Below are 19,025 nucleotides of genomic sequence, written 5' to 3'. Positions count from 1 at the left end.
CCGGACTGTGGGGTGATCCGGCGATCCGGACTACTTCGTGAAGCGCACCTCGGCGATGACCTCGCCGTACTGGGTCTCGCCGACCGGCGAGAAGCCCACGCGCTCGAAGAACGCCTCGGGACCGTTCTCGCCCGCTTCGTAGATCACGTTGAGGTGATCGAAGTCACGGCGGCGGGCCTCGGCGACGAGGTTCTCGACGGCGAACCGGCCGACGCCGCGACCCTGGTCGTCGGCGTCGACGTTGATGCGCCACAGCACGGAGCGGAAGTGATCCTCCTGCGCCTCGGGGTCGAAGTTGGCGCTGACGAATCCCACGACCTCGTCGCCGTCGAGCACGACGCGCTGCCATGAGGTCTGCGGGTTGATCACCGTGGCGGCGATCCCGTAGGAGACGGGGGCGAGGAACTGCTCCTGCCCCGGCTTGAGGGACAGGTTGTTGACAGCGACGATCGTCGCTGCGGAGAGTTCGACCAGGCGCAGATCCGTCATGCCCCCAGGCTAACCCCTCGCGGCGCACGAATTATCGGATGCGCCCGATCGTGTGCAGAAGTTGGCTCGCGCACTCCCTCAGGTATCTTGGTATCGAGACAAATCCGCATGCGAACGGAGAAGATCCGGTGACCGACGACGCCATCATCTACACCTATACCGACGAGGCGCCGGCGCTGGCTACGGCCTCCCTGCTGCCCATCGTGCGCGGCTTCGCGCACCAGGCGGGAGTGGAGATCGCCACGCGCGACATCTCGCTGGCAGGGCGCATCCTCGCCGCCTTCCCGCAGCGGCTCACCGCTGAGCAGGAGGTGGGCGACGCGCTCGCCGAGCTCGGGGGCCTGGCCACCCTTCCCGAGGCGAACATCATCAAGCTCCCCAACATCTCCGCCTCCATCCCCCAGTTGAAGGCGGCGATCGCCGAGCTGCAGGACAAGGGCTTCGACATCCCGGACTACCCCGACGAGCCCGGCTCGGTCGAAGAGAAGGATGTGCGTGCGCGCTACGACCGCATCAAGGGATCGGCCGTCAACCCGGTGCTGCGCGAGGGAAACAGCGACCGCCGCGCTCCGCTGGCGGTGAAGAACTACGCCAAGAAGCACCCGCACATGAACAAGCCGTTCTCCGAGGGCTCGAAGACCCGGGTGGCGACCATGGGCCACGACGATTTCAAGCACAACGAGAAGAGCTGGGTCGCCGCGCACGACGACGTGCTCACCATCCGTCACACCGCTGAAGACGGCACGGTCACGATCCTCAAGGACGACCTGAAGGTGCTGCCGCGCGAGATCGTCGACGCGACGTTCCTGTCGGCCGCCGCGCTCGACGCCTTCCTCGCCGAGACGCTCGAGACGGCCAAGACCGACGACGTGCTGTACTCCGTGCACCTCAAGGCCACGATGATGAAGGTCTCCGACCCGATCATCTTCGGGCACGTCGTCACGGCGTTCTTCGCCGACGTGTTCGACCGGTTCGGCGATCAGCTGTCCGAGGCCGGCCTCAGTGCGAACGACGGCCTCGGCTCGATCCTCGCCGGTCTTGCCAAGATCGACGGCGGCGCCGAGATCATCGCCGAGTTCGAGAGGGCCGTCGCCGCGGGGCCGCGTCTGTCGTACGTCAACTCCGACAAGGGCATCACCAACCTGCATGTTCCCTCGGACGTCATCGTGGATGCGTCGATGCCCGCGCTCGTGCGCAACGGCGGCAAGCTCTGGGGCGTCGACGGGGGAGAGGACGACACGCTCGCCGTCATCCCCGACTCCTCCTACGCCGGGGTCTACCAGGCCGTGATCGACGACGTCATCGCCAATGGCCCGCTGAACCCCGCCACGATCGGCACCGTGCCCAACGTCGGCCTCATGGCGCAGGCGGCCGAGGAGTACGGCAGCCACGACAAGACCTTCGAGATCGCCGCGGCGGGCCGGGTCGAGGTCGTCGACGGCGAAGGCACCGTCGTCATCGAGCACGAGGTGGCCGCCGGGGACATCTGGCGCGCGACGCAGACCAAGCACATCCCCGTCATGGACTGGGTGCGCCTGGCGATCTCGCGGGCGCAGGCCACCGGGTCGCCCGCGGTGTTCTGGCTCGACCAGAACCGGGCGCACGACGCTCAGCTCATCGCGAAGATCTATCAGGCCGTGGCGACGCTCGACACCACCGGCGCGCAGTTCTCGATCCTCGCCCCCGAAGAGGCCACCCGCTACACGCTGGCCCGCATGCGCCACGGCCTGGACACCATCTCGGTGACCGGCAACGTGCTGCGCGACTACCTCACCGACCTCTTCCCGATCCTCGAGGTGGGTACGAGCGCCAAGATGCTCTCGATCGTGCCGCTGCTCGCCGGTGGCGGACTCTTCGAGACCGGCGCGGGCGGCTCCGCCCCCAAGCACGTGCAGCAGCTCGTCGAGGAGAACTATCTGCGCTGGGATTCGCTGGGCGAGTTCTTCGCGCTGGCGGCGTCGTTCGAGCACTACGCCGACCGCACCGGCAACGAGAGGGCGCGCATCCTCGCCACCACCCTCGATGCCGCGACCGGCACCTTCCTCGAGGAGGACCGCTCGCCTGGTCGCAAGCTGGGCACGATCGACAACCGCGGCAGCCACTTCTACCTCGCCCTGTACTGGGCGCAGGAGCTGGCGGCGCAGACCGACGACGCCGAGCTGGCCGCAGCCTTCGCGCCGGTGGCCGAGGCGCTCGCGGCGAAGGAGTCGACGATCGTCGACGAGCTGCTCGCCGCGCAGGGCTCGGCGGCCGACATCGGCGGTTACTACCGTACCGACGCCGAGAAGGTCGCCGCCGTCATGCGCCCGAGCGCCGCGTTGAACGCCGTCATCGACGCCCTGGCCTGACACGACATCAGCTGCGACGACATCGACCCGCCGGCTTCCAAGAGGAGCCGGCGGGTCGATGTCGTATCGTCTACGAGATCAGTAGTGGACGTTGACCTCGACGCCCTCGGGCGACCAGTCGTACAGCCATTGGGCACGCCACTCGGGCATGCCCACGCAGCCGTGGCTCATCGGCACGCCCCAGTTGTCGTGCCAGTACACGCCGTGCAGGGCCTCGTCGCCGTTGAAGTACATCACCCAGCGCACGTCGGGCTGGAAGTAGAACGGCGCCTGGGTGAGGTCGCGGTTGCCCATGTTCTGGCTGCTGAGCTTCCAGTTCACGGTGAAGTGGCCGGTCTGCGTCGCGAACTCTCCGCGGCCGGACGAGACCAGCCATGAATCGATGGCGACGCCGTTCTCGATCGCGGTCACCGTCTGGTTGGCGAGGTCGACGTCGATCGTGCGCACGAGGGGCGTCACGGCGAAGGGCACCTCGGTGACGGGGAGCGCGGCGATGCCGGACTCTGCACCGCCCTTCTCGAGCGCGCGGGCGAAGGTCGAGGCGAGGCCGGACACGTCGCCGAGCTCGCGCCCGTTGATGCCGTCGGCGATCGTGGAGAGAACATTGCCTCCGGAGTCCACGACGGTGGTGGCGTTCACCGGCGCCCGGTTCACCAGACCGGGCAGGGCGTCGACCGAGGCCTGGATGGCGGTGCTGTCGGCATCGATCTCGATCGAGCCGTCCTCGTCGTAGACGGTGAGCCAGGATGCGAGCGTCGCCGCGTCGATCGGCACGGTGCGCTCGGCGCCCACGTAGAACCCGGCCGTCGCGATGACGCCGTTGAGGTCGTCCATGGCCTTCTTGGCCGTGGCATCGGAGATCGACGGTGCGACGGGAGAGGCCTTGGCCGTGACGTCGACGGTGCTCCTGCCCTCGGCGAGCGCATCGGCGATGGTCGAGGTGAGCGTGTTCTGATCGATGCCCGTGCCGCGCTCGGCGGGGGTGGCGACGTAGGCGCTGCTGGCTGCGTCGAAGGAGACCGTGGCATCGACCGGGTCGAGGTACACCGAGGGAGCGGCAGTGCGCAGCGCGTCCTTGGCCTGGGCCTCGTCGAGCGAGATCTCGCCCTCGTCGCTGCCGGGGAACCAGGTGGTGACGTTCCACATCGGGTGCGCGTCGAACGCCTTGTCCGCCAAGGCCTCGGCATCGGTGTTCGCGCCGAGGTCGGCGCCGGTGATGGTGGCGTCGCCGTCGGGGCCGCTGAGGTTCACCTGGAAGTCGTCGAGCCGGTGCTGCACGGCCTCCGCGGCCGCACCAGGGGTCATCCCGCCGACGGGGATCCCCGCGATGGTGACGCCGGGGGCGATGAGGATCGTCGACACGGCGGCAGCGCCGAGCACGAGGGCTCCGACGCCCACGGCGATCCAGCGACCGACGTGCCGCTTCTTGCGCTCGGGCTCGACGGGCGCCCACTGCGCGGTCGGGGTGTCGTCCGCGCCCGAGGCGTCGGTCTCCGCCTCCGCATCGCTCCCGACCCCGTGCGGAGCGGTCGCCGCGGCCTCGGCCTCGTCCGCACTGCCGATGACGCTCGTGGTGGCGGCCTCCGGGGTGGTGGCGGCCTCTTCGTCGTCGGCGTCAGTGGACTCGTTCTCGGACACGGTCTCGGCGGCCTCGGATGCGCCGTCTTCGGCGTTCTCGATCGACGATTCCGCGGGCCACTGCGCGGCGGGTTCGGCCTCTGCGGGGGCCTCGGATGCGGTTTCGTCCAGGGTCTCCTCGACGTGCTCGGCAGGCATGTCCGTCGCGTGCTCTTCGCCCGTGGCGCGGTCGGCGACGGGCGTCGAGCCTGTCGCCGCCTCGGGCGAGGTCGCGAGATCGGTCATGATTGCCCCCAGATATCGGTTGTAAGAAACCTGGAATTCATGGTACGGGATCGGTGTAACGGAACGGCAACGGAAGCCTGGACTCCGCTGCGGGATGACTGAGCGCCCCCGGACCCGGCGGGTCGCGAGGGCGCTCAGTCTTGTGCGCTCAGCCGGCGGTGCACACCTCGGCGAAGTTCTGCGCGCTCTCGGTCAACTCGGTCTGCACCGAGCTGAGATCGGCCATGACAGAGGTGTCCTGTTCGATGAGCGCCTTCTGCAGGATGTCGGCGAGCTTGACGTAGCCCGAGTGCACAGCCTCTCCTGCGGCACGGACTTCGTCATTGCCCGCGGCCGAGACGGCCTGTCCGATGCCGTCGGCGGCGGTCTTGAACTGATCGACCGTGGCCTGCGGGTCGGCCATGGCGGCCTCGAAGTCGAGGCTCTGGAACTGCGAGCCGGCGTCGGCGATGGCCTTCTGCACGTCCTCGCACGCCTCGTTGACGCTCTGGTCCGCGGGTGCCGCGTCGCTGTCGCTGCCGGTCGACGGGCTACTGGTCGACGTGTCCGTGCCCTTCTTCTCGTCGGTGTCGGCGGCGGGTGCGCTCGAGCACGCGGCGAGGCCGAAGACGGCGGCGGTGGTGACGGTGAGTGCGATGATGCGACGGTTCATGGTGGTACCCCCCTGGGCGGTGTGATTCAACGCCGCCCCGGAATGGGACAGCCTGACAGTCAAGCACAGGCGGTCGCAAAGGGCGAATCGACCCAGGGCCGTCGTGGCGGTTCGCCGTGCCCGCGACCTATCGGGTAACGTTTCGGTAACCGTGTATCGCGCAGACCCGAGAAGGGTTGCGCGAATTTTGTTCGTAAGGTCTACTAACAAACATGTCCGACCCGGCTGACTCCTCCCGCACGCCGCCTGTGCACGCCGCGGGGGCCTCGTCGTGGCCGGCATCCGATCCGCACTCCTTCGGCTCCTCCGGTCGGCTTCGCACCAAGGGCAAGGTCCTTCCCGAGCACGCCCGCGGCCATAACCGTTCGCTCGTGCTGCAGACGCTGTATCACGAGGGCGAGATGAGCCGCGCAGACCTTTCGCGCCAGACGGGTCTGACCCGCGTGACGATCTCCGATCTCGTGGCCGAGTTCATCGCCGACGGCATCGTGGTGGAGAAAGGCGTGCGCGAGAGCAGCGGGCCCGGCAAGCCCGCGATCCTCGTCGACATGGATCGCACCGGCCATCGCATCGTGGGCATCGATCTGTCCTTGCCCGGCGTCTTCGAGGGCGGCCTGATGAGCCTGGACGGCGAGGTGATCGAGCGTCGAGAGGTGCCGCGTCCGGCCGGCGGCGACGACGCGTATGAGGCCGTGCAGGCTCTCGCGGTCGAGCTCGCGGCGCTGTCGACCGTGCCGATCCTGGGCGTGGGCGTCGGCGCCCCGGGCATCGTGCGCCCCGACGGCGTGGTGCTCAGCTCGCCCAACCTGGGCTGGAGCGAGTTCCCGCTGGAGCGCAAGCTCGCCGCGGCTCTGGATCTTCCGGTGACCGTGCGCAACGATGCGAACGCCGCGGTGCTCGCCGAGTACACCTTCGGCGCCGCGCGATCCGACACCCTCTTCATCAAGGTAGGTCGCGGTGTAGGTGCGGGACTCATCTCCGGCAGCCAACCGCTCGTGGGGAGCAGATTCGCCGCCGGCGAGATCGGCCACGTCGTCGTCGGCGCGGGCGACGGCCCGCTGTGCGTGTGCGGCCGTCACGGATGCCTGGAGGCATGGCTCAACGCCGCTTCTCTCCGTGAACGCGTCGAGGCCGCGGATACCGATGCTGCGCGCGAGGTCGTGCTGCGCGACGCCGGCGAGCGCCTGGCCGTCGCCGTCGCTCCGATCGTCGCCGCCCTGGATCTGTCCGAGATCGTGCTGTCGGGCCCCGCTGACCTTCTCGACGGCACCCTGATCGGCACGACCAGGGATGTGCTGCGCGATCGCACCCTCGAGGGCGTGTTCGGCGACATCGACGTGAGACTCACCCGTCAGGACGACATCGTTCTGCGCGGCGCCGCGGTCATGGTGCTCTCCGCTCAGCTGGGGGTGTCGTGATGGTGTACATCGATGAGCTCGCGATTCCGGCGGGGCGGGGAATCCGCGTCGGTCTCGACGTCGGGGGCACCAAGACCGAGGCCGTCGCGCTGGGCACCGACGGCTCGGTGCGGGCGCGCGTGCGCACGCCCACAGGACGCGGAGACGACAAGGTCGTCGAGACGGTGCTCGCCGCCGTCGACGAGGTGCGGCGCGAGGCCGAGCTCGACCGCGGCGAGATCGAGTCGGTCGGCATCGGCATCCCGGGGCTCGTGGAACCCGGCACCGGGCGGGTGCTGCACGCGGTGAACCTCGAGGTGTCGTCGCTGGACCTGGGCGGGGCCGTGGGGCACCGACTCGGCGTGCCCGTCGCCGTCGAGAACGACGTGAAGGCGGCGGCTCTCGGCGCCGGTGCCCTGCGCGGCGACATGCGCTCGCTCGCCTACCTGAACCTCGGCACGGGCGTAGCGGCGGGAATCGTCGTCGAGGGCGAGCTGTGGCGCGGCGCACGCGGTACGGCCGGCGAAGTGGGCCACATCAGCGTCGATCCGCATGGACGGATCTGCGGATGCGGTCAGCGCGGATGCGTGGAGACGTTCTGCGGCGGCGGCGCGGTCGCGAGGGCCTGGGACCGGCCCGGTTCGCTGCCCATCCGCGACATCTACGACGCCGCCGACGCAGGCGATGCGCACGCCAGGGAGCTGCGCGAGGGGATCGCTTTCGGCACGGCCGCGGCGGTGCGCATCATCGTGCTCGGCGCCGATGTCGAGACCGTCATCATCGGCGGGGGCATCACGGCGCTCGGCCGCCGACTGTTCGACGACGTCGTCGTGCGACTGCGCGAAGAGAGCTCCGGGTCGGCGTTCCTCGCCTCGCTGCGGCTCGATGAGAGAATCGAACTTCTGCCGCTGGGTTCGCCCGCTGCGGCACTTGGCGCCGCGCTCATCGGCGCGGCGGCGCGCAATCCGCTCGTGCACGGCCCCGCCACGCGCGAGCGTGCCGCGCAGGCGGAGGCGAAGCGCACCGACAACACGACGCAGAGAGCAGGAATCCATGGCTGAGGTCGTCATCGTCCCCACTGCCGACGACGCGGGAGCGCTCGTCGCTGACGCCATCGTCGAGGTGATCCGCGGGCGCGCCGACGCCGTGCTGGGACTGGCGACGGGCTCGACGCCGCTGCCGGTCTACACGGCGCTGCGCGCGAAGCTCGAGAGCGTCGACGTCTCGCAGGTGCGCGGCTTCGCGCTCGACGAGTACGTCGGGATCGACCCTGCGCATCCGGAGAGCTACCGGTCGGTGATCACCCGCGAGGTCGTCGAGCCGCTGGGCCTCGATCCTCGCCGCATCCAGGTGCCGAACGGGTCGCTGGAAGGCATCGAACACGCGGGCCCCGACTACGACGCGGCCATCGCGGCGGTCGGCGGCGTGGACCTGCAGATCCTCGGCATCGGCACCGACGGCCACATCGGATTCAACGAGCCCGGCTCGTCGTTCGCCTCGCGCACGCGCGTGAAGACGCTCACGGCGCAGACCCGTGAGGACAACGCGCGCTTCTTCGACGATATCGCCGACGTGCCCATGCACTGCATCACCCAGGGCCTCGGCACGATCCTCGAAGCGCGCCACCTCGTGCTGCTGGCCTTCGGCGAGGGCAAGGCGCAGGCCGTCGCCGGTGCCGTGGAGGGGCCGGTCAGCGCCATGCTGCCCGGATCCGCCATCCAGCTGCACCCGCACGCCACCGTCATCATCGACGAGGCGGCCGCTTCGCGCCTGGCGCTCGCCGACTACTACCGGTACACGTTCGACAACAAGCCGGCCTGGCAGGGCATCTAGCCGCGCATTCCGCCCGGCCAGGCGAGCGGGAGCAGGTGCTCTGTGCTCAGCGGGGCGAGGGGGAGCGAGGTCGTCTCGTCGGGGCGGATCCAGCGCAGTTCCTCGAGCTCTGCCTGTACCCGCACATCGGCGTCTTCAGCCGTCATCGCGAACGCCGTGGCGACCACACGATGACCCGGCTCGTTCGCCGCGGCCGAGATGAACACGCCCAGCGGCCGCAGCGCCCCGGGCGCGACGACGAGGCCCAGCTCCTCCTCCAGCTCGCGGGCGAGCGTCTGCGCCGCCGTCTCGCCGGGCTCGGGCTTGCCACCGGGTTGCATGAATCGCTCGGTGCCGCGCTTGCGCACGACCAGGGCGCGCCCGGCGGCGTCCGTGATCACGGCGGCGCTCACGTGGATGTCAGGCATCGGGATCCTTCTGGTCGGTGTGCCCCGCAGCATCGGTGTGGGCGAAGACGACGCCGGGGTTGAGGATGCCGGCCGGATCGAACACGCGCACGATGTCCTGCTGGAGCCGCCACTGATCATCGCCCAGCTCGTCGGCGAGCCAGCGCGCCTTGAGCGTGCCGATGCCGTGCTCGCCGGTGAGCGTGCCGCCCAGGCGGATCGCCGCACGGAACAGGTCGTCGGCCGCTCGCCACACGACGTCGGGCACATCCGGCCCGTCGAAGACGAAGTTCGGATGCAGGTTTCCGTCTCCCGCGTGCGCGACCGTGGGGATCGTCAGACCGTGGACCCGCTCGATGCGCGCGATCTCATCGAACATCGCGGCCAGGGCGCTGCGCGGCACCGAGACGTCTTCGATGAGGGTCATGCCTCGCGCCGCCATCGCGGGATGCATGGAACGGCGGATGGCCAGCAGCTTCTCGCCCTCGTCGGGATCGTGTGACACCGTGACCGCGCCGCCGGCACCGCGCAGCATCTCGGCGATCCGGTCGGCCTCATCGGCCGCAGCGGGCCCGTCGGTCTGGATGGTCAGCTGCGCAGCTCCCGGCGCGGGCTCTGTCAGCCCGAGGAGGCTGTGCACGGCGGCGAGGCTCGCCGCATCCATGAGCTCCATGATCGCCGGCTGCACGCCGCTCGCGGTGACGGTCGCCGACGCGGCGGCGGCCGAGCGCACCCCGTCGAAGACCGCGACGACGCTGCAGGGCGATCCGGGAGTGATCCTTCGCACCTTGAGGGTGGCGCCCACGATGACGCCGAGCACACCTTCGGAGCCGATCATCAGCGCCGTGAGGTCGAGCCCCGTCACTCCCTTGACGCTGCGATGGCCGAGGTGCAGCAGGCGACCGTCGGCGAGCACGACGTCCAAGGCCAGCACGGCGTCGCGCACCACCCCGTACTTGGCGCACAGCAGTCCGCCCGCGCCGGTGGCGATATTGCCGCCGACGGTGGAGATCTCCCGGCTGGCGGGATCGGGTGGCCACCACAGGCCCTGCTCGGCGAGGTCGCGGCCGAGATCGGCGTTGAGGATGCCCGGTTCGACGACAGCGAGGAGGTCGTCGGGTCGCACCTCGAGGATGCGGTCCATCCGTCGCATCGAGAGGGCGATCTGGCCGGGCCCGGCGTTCGCGGCGCCGGCGAGGCCGGTGCCTGCACCGCGCGTGACGACCGGGGTCGAGGTCGTGTGTGCGATCCGCAACGTCTGCTGCACATCGGCGACGCTCTCGGCGTGCACGACGGCAAGCGGGTCACCGGAGGAGGAGTGTCCCGAGCGGTCCGCGCGTGCCCCGCGCAGCGCGGCGGGGGAGACGTCGACGCGCGCGCCCAGTGCGGCCTGCAGCTGCGCGACGACGTCCACGGCGATCAGCTCAGCGCACGGCGCCCGGCCATGACGCCGGTCGCGACGGCGACGACGCCGAATCCGAGTCCGATCCACGTCTGCCCGAGCGACCACCACGCGATCGTCACCGCGGCGTAGACGACGAGCTCCACGGCCGCCCGCACGAACGGGTGCACGGCGAGTACGGGGCGAGGCGAGAGGAACAGCGCCCACACGAGCAGCACGAGCAACGGCGCGGCGACGGCCGCCACGATGCTCCACGGCATCGGCCAGGCGGCCAGGCCCCAGATCGCGAGCGAGGCGAGAGCCACCAGAAGGACGATGACGCGGACGATGTCGAGCGCGGTGGCGCGGGGGCCGACTCCCGCGGGCGGGCTCTGCGGCGTCGAGGACATGGCCTCCAGTCTATTCGCCCCCGCCTTGCGTGCTCGCGTCGTCGGCGACGATCGCCGCAGGGGCTGGAACCGTGACAAGGCGGGCGATCGGCGCTGCGACCGGAGCCGGGTCGGCAGCCGTCTCGGGTGCGGCGGGCGCGGGGTCGGTGCTCACGGAGGGGCTGTCGCCGGGTTTCGCAGGGTTGGTGGGCACGGGGTCGGCGATGGCTTCGGGGTCTGTGACGGGAGCCGGATCGGCGATGGGAGCCGGGTCGGAACCGACATCGGGGCCGTGCTCCGGGACGGACACGGTGGCCGGGACGGCGACCTCATCGACAACGGGCGCGGGCGCCGTGGCGGATGCGACATCCAGCGGCAGGCAGTCGATCAACGAGCCCAACTCAGACAGTCGCACGCTGATGGCGTCGCCGAACTCGCCATCGTAGGCATAGCGGAAGGTCACGGTGGCGTCGAACCAAAGCTGCGGGACCGTCGGGCGCAGGTCGACCACGCCGTGGCCGTCGTCATCGAGCGTGGCCGCCGTCGTCCCGGCCGCGCTGCCGTCGAGGAACGGCTGCACGGTGGCGCCGGGCACACCGTCGACGGGGACGAAATAGTGCGCGGTCCAGGGCAGGTCGCCGTTCTCGGCGACACACTGCACATCGGCGGTGCCGTAGGACGGCGTTCCCGCGGGCAGACCTGGATCAGGATCGTTCGGGCCGACCGGCTGCGGATCGGAGTCCCCTGGATCGGAGTCCCCCGGGTCGGGATCGCTCGGATCCGGGTCGCCCTGGTCAGGGTCCTCGCCGGGTTCGTCCGGGTCGCCAGGATTGTCGGGGTTGTCCGGGTCGCCAGGATTGTCGGGGTTGTCCGGGTCCGCAGGGTCTTCCGGATCCGCCGGGTCCTCGGGCTCGTCGGGAGCGGGGTCGGGATCGGGATCCGCGATGGGAGGAAGGCCGGGAGGGGGCGACGGCACGGAGACGGCGGGCTGCCGGCCGGCCAGCCGGTCGGCGGTCTCCTTCTTCTCGCGACGGGCATCCGGTTGCGCGGGCGCGGTCGGGGCGACCACGGGTTCGGGCTCGGTGTCGATGACGGGCGTGGTGACCTGCGCGACGATGCCCGGTGCACCCAGCTCGCTCGCCGAGGGGGCGGAGGTCGACGGGGGCCCGGCGACCAGAGCCGGCACGACCGCGGATGCGACGACCGCGCCGGCAACGATGAGCGCGGCGGATCCGACGCCGACGAGGGCTCCGAGCCCGGAGACGATCCCCCCACCGGAGGCGGATCCCGAGCCGGATGCTGCTCCCGAGCCTGCTGCGGAGCCCGATCCGGCGGTGCTCACCGCTGCCGAGCTCGCGCCGCCGATGACGCTCGAGGGCATGGCGGCGATGGCCACGGGTGCTCCGGCGCCCTGCAGCGCGGCGAGAGAGGCGCCCGATGCGCCGACTCCCAGCACCAGCGGAACCAGCACGAGGGCGAGTCGGCGCGAGACGTCTTCGGCCTCCGCGGCGACGATGATGCAGTGCGCGCAGCCCTCGAGGTGCGCATCGACCTTGCCGCGGTCGCGCGCGCCGAGGTTTCCGCGTGAGTAGGCGCCCAGGCGCTCGATCGTCCATTCGCAGTCGGAACCGGTCTCGGCCGACCGGAGGTGCGCCTGGATCCATGCCTCGCGCAGTCCCTCCCTGGCGCGGAACGCGAGCTGAGAGGTCGCGCCGGCCGACATCCCGAGCAGCGGGGCGATCGCGGCGGGCTTCATCCGCTCGATCTCCGAGTACCAGAGCACCTCCTGCCAGCGGGTGGGAAGGCTGCGGAACGCCTGCGCGCTGAGCCCCTGATCGAGTGCCTCCTCGGTGGCGGCGTCGGTCGTGCGCGGGTCTGCGACGGAGTCGAGCTCATCGAGCGTCGACTCTCGTCGGGCCCGGCCCCACTCGGCAGCGGTGTGCCGGATGGTCGTGTACAGGTAGGCGCGGAATGCCGCTGTGGGCCCGGATCCCTTTCGGATCGCCTGGAAGATGCGCGCGAACGATTCCTGCACGAGGTCGTCGGCATCGAAGGCGCTGGTGAGCGAGCGGGCGACGGCGATGCCCGAACCGTAGTGGCGTCGCCAGAGCTCGGCGTACGCGTCGGCGTCGCCGGAACGGGATCGATGGACGAGGTCTGCGTCGCTGCGCGGGGACTCGGCGTCGGCGGTCTCTGCGGCGGGGGTCTGATGTTCGTCGGTCATGCTTCGGTGTCTCGTATCACGCGGACTTCCTATTCTTCCCCTTGTTGCTGAGAAGGGCCAGAGGAACGACCGGATCTGTGCAGAGAAAAGCTCGTGAAGAAAAAGGCTGCGCGCTTCGCGTAATGAAACGGGTGCGGGGTCGTCTCTCTCTTGAGAGACCGTGCGATCGGAAGCCTCGGGGGAGGAGTTTCCGGCCCGTGTCTCCGGCCGTAGGACGGGCCGCCGGATGGGGAACGGCGGCCCTTCTCCGGCTCAGGCTCTGCTCCGGCTCGCGTCCTGCGCCGTTCATACCGCCGTGCCCGTCCACACACGCGTCACCCGCAGGTGCGCATCTGCGAGGACGGCATCGCCCGCGAATCCAGCCTCGAGCGCGCCGAGGCGACCTCCGAGCCCGATCGCTCGCGCGGGCGTCGCGGTGAGCGCTTCGACGGCAGCAGCCAGGGGAACCCCGGCGGCGTACGCGCGCCGCAGCGCCACCTCCTGGGTGAGCGTAGAGCCGGCGATCGCCCCGTTCTCCAGACGGGCCACGCCGTCGCGCACCGCGACCTCCAGCGCGCCGAGCAGGTAGTCGCCGTCGGCAGCGCCGGCCGCGGCCATGGCGTCGGTCACGAGGGCGACGCGACCCGGCGCTTCGTCGAACACCAGTTTGAGCACCGAGGGATGCAGGTGGATGTCGTCGGCGATCGCCTCGAGCACGACGCGGCGGTCAGCGGCGGCCGTGAGCACGGGGCCGGGATCGCGATGATGGATGGGGCGCATCGCGTTGAAGGCGTGCGTGAGGATGGTAGCTCCGGCATCGAAGGCCGCGCGCATCACATCGTCATCGGCATCGGTGTGACCCACGGCGGCGGCCGCGCCCGCGGCGACGACCTGGCGCACGGCATCCAGACCCCCCGGCAGCTCGGGGGCGAGGGTCACCTGGCGCACCGTGCCGCGGCCGGCATCCAGAAGCCGCTGCACGTCCGCCGGGGCGGGGGCGCGCAGCAGCGCGGGGTCGTGCGCGCCCTTGTGACCCGGGTCGAGGAACGGCCCCTCGAGGTGCGAGCCCAGGATGTCGACGTCGGATGCCGTGAGAGCGGCGATCGCGCTCACCGCCGCAGCCATGCCGTCGAGTGTGCCCGTCACGAGCGAGACCACGGCGCGCGTCGTCCCGTGCGCGCGATGCACGGCGCGGGCCGTACGGATGGCGTCGACGCCGTCGTCGTAGGCGGCCCCCGCGCCGCCGTGGCCGTGGATGTCGATGAAGCCGGGCATGAGCACGGCACCCGGCCCCGCCGCCTCGCGCGCATCGACGACCCGGTCGGCGGGTTGCCATCCGTCTCCGTCGCCGCGGGCGACGACCTCGCCGCGCTCGAAGCGGACCCAGGCGTCGTCGGCGACCTCTCCGCCGGACACGACCCGGGCCGAGTGGACGATCAGCGACCCGTCCGTGGTGGAGTCGGTCGTGCGGTCGGTCATGCGATCTCCTCGATCGGGGTGAAGCGGATTCCGGCAGTCTTCCACGCCGGTGCCAGCCTCGCGACGCGATCGCGGAACGAGGCCCACTCGCGCTCCGGGCCGTCGGGGGAGGACCAGGCGATCTCCGCGATCGCGGCGGCTCGGGGGAAGGCGAGGCGGTCCGCATCCTCCGGCGTGCGCACCGTCTCGGTCCACAGCGGCGCCTCCACTCCGAGGATCGCGCTGTCGTCGATGCCGTCGACGACAGTCGCGGGGTCCCACCCGTACGCGCGGTGCAGGTCGACGACCCCCGCCCATGTCAGGCCGAGAGGGAAGTCCGCCGACGGCTTCATATCGAGATACGCGGCGTCAGAGGGGGAGAGGATGAGGGCCCCCTCGCGGGCGACGAAGTGCGCGGCGTCGGCGGCGTGCGCTTCGCTCGGATCGAGAGCGCCCCAGTACTGGCCGACGGTGCCCGGCGCGACGTCGGCGACGGCACCCGCCTCGTGCCAGGCGACCGGCGTCTTGCCCGTGTCCGCCGCGATCCTCGTGGCCCGTGCGATGAACGCGGCGAAGTCGGCCGGATCGGTGCCCAGGCACTCGTCGCCGCCGATGTGCAGGTAGGGGCCGGGGAACAGCGCCGCCGTCTCGTCGAGCACATCGGCGACGAACTCGTACACGCGCTCGTCGCCGATCCGCACCGAAGAGTGCCCGACGCCCCAGCCGAGGTAGGGCTCTCCGGCGACGGGCAGCGGCTGGCCGAGGCGTTCCGCATCCGCCCGGAGCGCGTCGTTCATGACCGGCGGCTCGACGAGCTCGGGATAGGCGAGGCCGATGGCGTGGGTGTGCCCGGGCAGATCGATCTCGGGCACGACGATCATGTGCCGGCGTGCGGCGTGCGTCACGATCTCGCGGATATCGTCTTTCGTGTAGAAACCGCCCGGGTCGCCGAGCGCCGAGGTCGCCGCGCCGCGCTCGGTCAGCAGCGGCCAGGCGTCGATGTGCAGCCGCCAGCCCTGGTCGTCGGTGAGGTGCAGATGCAGCGTGTTGGCCTTGAGGTCGGATGCGCGGTCGATCCATCTCTTCACGGCGTCGACGTCGAAGAAGTGTCGGGCGACGTCGAGCATGACGCCGCGGTACGCGAAGCGCGGCGCATCCTCGATCTCGAGGCGCGGAACCGACCACGCGTCGCCGTCGGCCTGCACGAGCTGCAGCAGTGTGCGCGTGCCGAAGTAGGCCCCGGCCGCGTCGTGCCCCACGATGCGGATGCGGTCGGTCACCGTCAGGGCGTAGCCCTCGTCGTGTGAGACGGCGGAATCGATGTGCACCTCGATGTCGCCGGCGGATGCCGTCCCGGCGGTCCCGAGCACGAGTCCGGTCCGTGCGGCGAGGTCGTCGCGCAGCAGCGCCGTCAGGGCGTCGTCGCCCGCGATCCGTGCGGTGGCCGGGAGGGGCAGCGTGCCGTCGAGACGCTGCACCGACACGGGGAACGGGACGAGCGGCAGCGGATCAGGAAAGACCATGAACAAAACCTATCGCGCACCCGTCGGAACACGCATCCGTCAGAGGCCATCGCTCGGGTATGCTCGGAGGCGTCGCGACTGGCGTCTGGGTGGGTCACCACCGGGGAGCGACCATCACGGATTCGACCGCGCGCCTGGGCCGATGAGGAACAACACATCCTTTTTCGAATCCGTCTGAGGAGGACGCCATGACCGATCCGTACTTCAACGCCCCGCTGTCCGAGGTCGATCCCGAGATCGCCGAGGTGCTCGAGCGCGAGCTGAACCGCCAGCGCACGTTCCTCGAGATGATCGCCTCGGAGAACTTCGTGCCCGTCTCGGTGCTGCAGTCGCAGGGCTCGGTGCTCACGAACAAATACGCCGAGGGCTACCCCGGTCGCCGCTACTACGGCGGCTGCGAAGAGGTCGACGTCGCCGAAGAGCTCGCGATCGAGCGCGCCAAGTCGCTGTTCGGCGCCGAGTTCGCCAACGTGCAGCCGCACTCCGGTGCCACGGCCAACGCTGCCGTGCTGCATGCCATCGCCCGCCCGGGCGACACCCTGCTGGGCCTCTCGCTGGATCAGGGCGGCCACCTCACCCACGGGATGAAGATCAACTTCTCGGGGCGGCTGTACGACATCGTCGCCTACGGGGTCGACCCCAAGACCTCGACCATCGACATGGACGAGGTGCGCCGTCTGGCACTGGAGCACAAGCCGAAGGTGATCATCGCCGGATGGTCGGCCTACCCCCGCACGCTCGACTTCGCCGCCTTCCGTGCGATCGCCGACGAGGTGGGCGCCTACCTGTGGGTCGACATGGCGCATTTCGCCGGTCTCGTCGCCGCCGGCCTGCACCCCAGCCCCGTCCCGCACGCGCACGTGGTCTCCTCGACCGTGCACAAGACGATCGGCGGCCCGCGCTCGGGCTTCATCCTCACCAACGACGCCGACCTGGCCAAGAAGATCAACACCGCCGTCTTCCCCGGTCAGCAGGGCGGCCCGCTCATGCACGTGATCGCGGCGAAGGCGACGGCGTTCAAGCTCGCCGGCACCCCGGAGTTCAAAGAGCGCCAGGAACGTGTGGTGCGGGGCGCGGCGATCATCGCCGATCGCCTCTCGCAGCAGGACGTGGCCGATGCCGGCATCGCCGTGCGCTCGGGCGGCACCGACGTGCACCTCGTGCTCGTCGATCTGCGCGATGCCGAGATCGACGGCAAGCAGGCCGAAGACCTGCTGCACGAGATCCACATCACGGTAAACCGCAACGCGGTGCCGAACGACCCTCGCCCGCCGATGGTCACCTCGGGTCTGCGCATCGGCACCCCGGCGCTCGCGACCCGCGGATTCGGGGACGCGGAGTTCACCGAGGTCGCAGACATCATCGCTCTGGCGCTCCAGCCGGGCGCGGATGTGGAGGCGCTGCGCACCCGGGTCGAGGCGCTCGCCACGGCGTTCCCCCTCTACCCCGATCTGCAGCAGTGACTTCTGCTATTCGCGAGACGGCAACGCCGTTCCGAGACCGAGGAATTCGCGCACGGTCTCGGAACGCAGTCGACGTCTCGCGGGAAGGAGCGGAGCGGAGGGAGACCCAGTGACCGCGACGATCCTCGACGGCAAGGCGGCGTCGGCGGCCATCCGCGCCGAGCTCACCGAACGGGTCGCGGCGCTGAAGCAGAAGGGCATCGTGCCCGGGATCGCCACGGTGCTCGTGGGAGCCGACCCCGCCTCGCAGCTGTACGTGGGGATGAAGCACCGGCAGTCCGAGGCCATCGGGATGAACTCGATCCAGCGCGAGCTGCCCGCCGATGCCACGCAGGAAGACGTTGAGCGCGTCATCGACGAGCTCAACGCCGATCCGTCATGCCACGGATACATCGTGCAGCTGCCCTTGCCGAAGCACCTCGACACGGATGCGATCCTCGAGCGCATCGATCCCGCCAAGGATGCCGACGGCCTGCATCCCACGAACCTCGGTCGCCTCGTGCTCAACGTGAACGCGCCCATCCTCACCCCGCTGCCGTGCACGCCGCGCGGGGTGATCGAGCTGCTGCTGCGCAACGACTACGACCTGAAGGGCAAGCACGTCGTAGTCGTCGGTCGCGGCGTGACGATCGGGCGGCCGATGGGACTGCTGCTCACCCGGCGCGACCTCAACGCCACGGTGACCCAGGTGCACACCGGCACCCCCGATATGACGCCGTTCCTGCGTCAGGCCGATGTGATCGTCGCCGGTGCGGGGGTCAAGCACCTCATCCGCGCCGAGGACGTGAAGCCCGGTGCCGCGGTGCTGGATGTGGGAGTCACCCGCGAGGATGACCCGGAGAGCGGGAAGAGCCGCGTCTACGGCGACGTGCACCCCGATGTGGCAGAGGTCGCCGGCTGGCTCTCGCCCAACCCCGGAGGCGTGGGCCCGATGACGGTCGCACTGCTCATGACGAACGTCGTCGAGGCCGCCGAACGCACCCTGACATGACACGTCTCCCCGCCGCTCGGGCGGGGAGACGTGTCAGACTCAGTTGAGGTCGTCGAGCATCCGCTTCTGCTCGGGCGTAAGGCCGTCCTTCAGCTCCGTGCGGGCCTGCGAGGTGGCATCCGAGGCGGCGTTCGAGGCGACGCTGCCGGCCTGCCCGGCAGCATCGGACGCGGTCGATGAGGCATGGCCGAGTCGCGCCTCCACGTCGTCGTAGAGCTGACCAGCCTTGGCCTCGACGCGGTCGTCGATGATGTCGTAGATCACCCATGCGATCAGCAGCACGATGGCGGGGATCACGTACCCCCAGAACCAGCCCGTCACGTGCACGCCGCTGAACAAGACCGTGAGCAACCAGATCACGAGCGCGACGACGAAGACGCTCGCATACTGCACAACCTTTTCCCACGTCTTGTTGGAGGTCGCCTTCGTAGCGTTTCCGAACGCCTTGCTCAGCAGAGGTTTGATGAAGAGCGTGACGGCGGTCAGCACGACGGCCGCCCACAGGGCGTGCCAGCCGACGCTCACGTTCGGCAGCACGAGCCCGATGAGGAGCAGCACGACGACGTTGAAGATGTACAACGCGACGGAACGAACGACCCAGGTTTTCATGCGCCCAGAGTGGCACAACTCGGGCGGGCAGGGAAGAGCA

At 70.2% G+C, this 19,025-nt stretch carries 16 protein-coding genes and 1 riboswitch; of the genes, 6 read left to right on the top strand and 10 right to left on the bottom strand.

Going from position 1 to position 19,025, the window contains the following annotated elements; all coding sequences use genetic code 11:
• Positions 1-30: 30 nt before the first annotated feature.
• A complete protein-coding gene (locus BKA02_RS02395) occupies positions 31-489 on the bottom strand; it encodes a GNAT family N-acetyltransferase (protein ID WP_179430944.1) in 459 nt (152 codons plus the stop codon).
• A gap of 128 nt (positions 490-617) precedes the next feature.
• On the opposite strand from BKA02_RS02395, the gene BKA02_RS02390 reads away from it, so the two are divergent.
• Positions 618-2,837, top strand: coding sequence for an NADP-dependent isocitrate dehydrogenase (locus BKA02_RS02390; RefSeq protein WP_179430941.1), 2,220 nt, complete (start codon positions 618-620; stop codon positions 2,835-2,837).
• A gap of 78 nt (positions 2,838-2,915) precedes the next feature.
• Here the strand turns inward: BKA02_RS02390 and BKA02_RS02385 are convergent, their stop codons facing one another.
• Both BKA02_RS02385 and BKA02_RS02380 read right to left on the bottom strand, forming a co-directional pair.
• The gene (locus BKA02_RS02385) at positions 2,916-4,700 is read right to left on the bottom strand and encodes a L,D-transpeptidase family protein (protein WP_179430939.1); all 1,785 of its coding nucleotides are present in this window, start codon (positions 4,698-4,700) and stop codon (positions 2,916-2,918) included.
• A gap of 148 nt (positions 4,701-4,848) precedes the next feature.
• Positions 4,849-5,352, bottom strand: a complete 504-nt coding sequence (locus BKA02_RS02380) for a hypothetical protein (protein ID WP_179430937.1) — start codon at positions 5,350-5,352, stop codon at positions 4,849-4,851.
• 212 nt (positions 5,353-5,564) lie between these two features.
• Between BKA02_RS02380 and BKA02_RS02375 the strand changes: the two genes are divergently transcribed.
• Genes BKA02_RS02375 through nagB form a run of 3 tightly spaced genes read left to right on the top strand, consistent with a single transcriptional unit; the run spans position 5,565 to position 8,582 of the window.
• Entirely contained in the window at positions 5,565-6,770 is a 1,206-nt protein-coding gene (locus BKA02_RS02375; RefSeq protein ID WP_179430935.1) for an ROK family transcriptional regulator, read from the top strand.
• Positions 6,770-7,810, top strand: coding sequence for an ROK family protein (locus BKA02_RS02370; protein WP_218844415.1), 1,041 nt, complete (start codon positions 6,770-6,772; stop codon positions 7,808-7,810). The genes BKA02_RS02375 and BKA02_RS02370 overlap by 1 nt, the downstream gene beginning before the upstream one ends.
• On the top strand, positions 7,803-8,582 hold the full coding sequence (nagB, locus tag BKA02_RS02365; protein ID WP_179430933.1) for a glucosamine-6-phosphate deaminase: 780 nt from the start codon (positions 7,803-7,805) through the stop codon (positions 8,580-8,582). The genes BKA02_RS02370 and nagB overlap by 8 nt, the downstream gene beginning before the upstream one ends.
• Here the strand turns inward: nagB and BKA02_RS02360 are convergent.
• The 6 genes from BKA02_RS02360 to BKA02_RS02335 all read right to left on the bottom strand — a co-directional run bounded on the left by BKA02_RS02360 (position 8,579) and on the right by BKA02_RS02335 (position 15,922).
• Positions 8,579-8,989: an NUDIX hydrolase gene (locus BKA02_RS02360; protein WP_179430931.1), complete on the bottom strand. Its 411-nt coding sequence runs from the start codon at positions 8,987-8,989 to the stop codon at positions 8,579-8,581. The genes nagB and BKA02_RS02360 overlap by 4 nt on opposite strands.
• Entirely contained in the window at positions 8,982-10,382 is a 1,401-nt protein-coding gene (locus BKA02_RS02355) for an FAD-linked oxidase C-terminal domain-containing protein (protein ID WP_179430929.1), read from the bottom strand. The genes BKA02_RS02360 and BKA02_RS02355 overlap by 8 nt, the downstream gene beginning before the upstream one ends.
• Positions 10,383-10,387: 5 nt before the next feature.
• Complete coding sequence (locus BKA02_RS02350; RefSeq protein ID WP_179430927.1) at positions 10,388-10,759, bottom strand: YrdB family protein; 372 nt, start codon at positions 10,757-10,759, stop codon at positions 10,388-10,390.
• A gap of 10 nt (positions 10,760-10,769) precedes the next feature.
• A complete protein-coding gene (locus BKA02_RS02345; protein ID WP_179430925.1) occupies positions 10,770-12,962 on the bottom strand; it encodes a sigma-70 family RNA polymerase sigma factor in 2,193 nt (730 codons plus the stop codon).
• A gap of 285 nt (positions 12,963-13,247) precedes the next feature.
• Positions 13,248-14,420, bottom strand: a complete 1,173-nt coding sequence (gene nagA / locus BKA02_RS02340) for an N-acetylglucosamine-6-phosphate deacetylase (protein WP_179430923.1) — start codon at positions 14,418-14,420, stop codon at positions 13,248-13,250.
• On the bottom strand, positions 14,417-15,922 hold the full coding sequence (locus BKA02_RS02335; RefSeq protein ID WP_179430921.1) for a beta-N-acetylhexosaminidase: 1,506 nt from the start codon (positions 15,920-15,922) through the stop codon (positions 14,417-14,419). Before BKA02_RS02335 ends, nagA begins: the two co-directional genes overlap by 4 nt.
• 64 nt (positions 15,923-15,986) lie before the next feature.
• Positions 15,987-16,069, top strand: a riboswitch (ZMP/ZTP riboswitch).
• 41 nt (positions 16,070-16,110) lie between these two features.
• Between BKA02_RS02335 and glyA the strand changes: the two genes are divergently transcribed.
• Both glyA and BKA02_RS02325 read left to right on the top strand, forming a co-directional pair.
• On the top strand, positions 16,111-17,385 hold the full coding sequence (glyA, locus tag BKA02_RS02330; RefSeq protein ID WP_179430919.1) for a serine hydroxymethyltransferase: 1,275 nt from the start codon (positions 16,111-16,113) through the stop codon (positions 17,383-17,385).
• 109 nt (positions 17,386-17,494) lie between these two features.
• Complete coding sequence (locus BKA02_RS02325; protein ID WP_179430917.1) at positions 17,495-18,376, top strand: bifunctional methylenetetrahydrofolate dehydrogenase/methenyltetrahydrofolate cyclohydrolase; 882 nt, start codon at positions 17,495-17,497, stop codon at positions 18,374-18,376.
• Positions 18,377-18,415: 39 nt separating this feature from the next.
• Here BKA02_RS02325 and BKA02_RS02320 read toward each other — a convergent pair whose 3' ends face one another.
• Complete coding sequence (locus tag BKA02_RS02320; protein ID WP_179430915.1) at positions 18,416-18,985, bottom strand: phage holin family protein; 570 nt, start codon at positions 18,983-18,985, stop codon at positions 18,416-18,418.
• Positions 18,986-19,025 lie beyond the last annotated feature (40 nt).

Source organism: Microbacterium pseudoresistens, from assembly GCF_013409745.1.
In the GTDB taxonomy this organism is placed as follows: Bacteria; Actinomycetota; Actinomycetes; order Actinomycetales; family Microbacteriaceae; genus Microbacterium; species Microbacterium pseudoresistens.
This window is presented reverse-complemented; position numbering and strand designations above follow the sequence as displayed.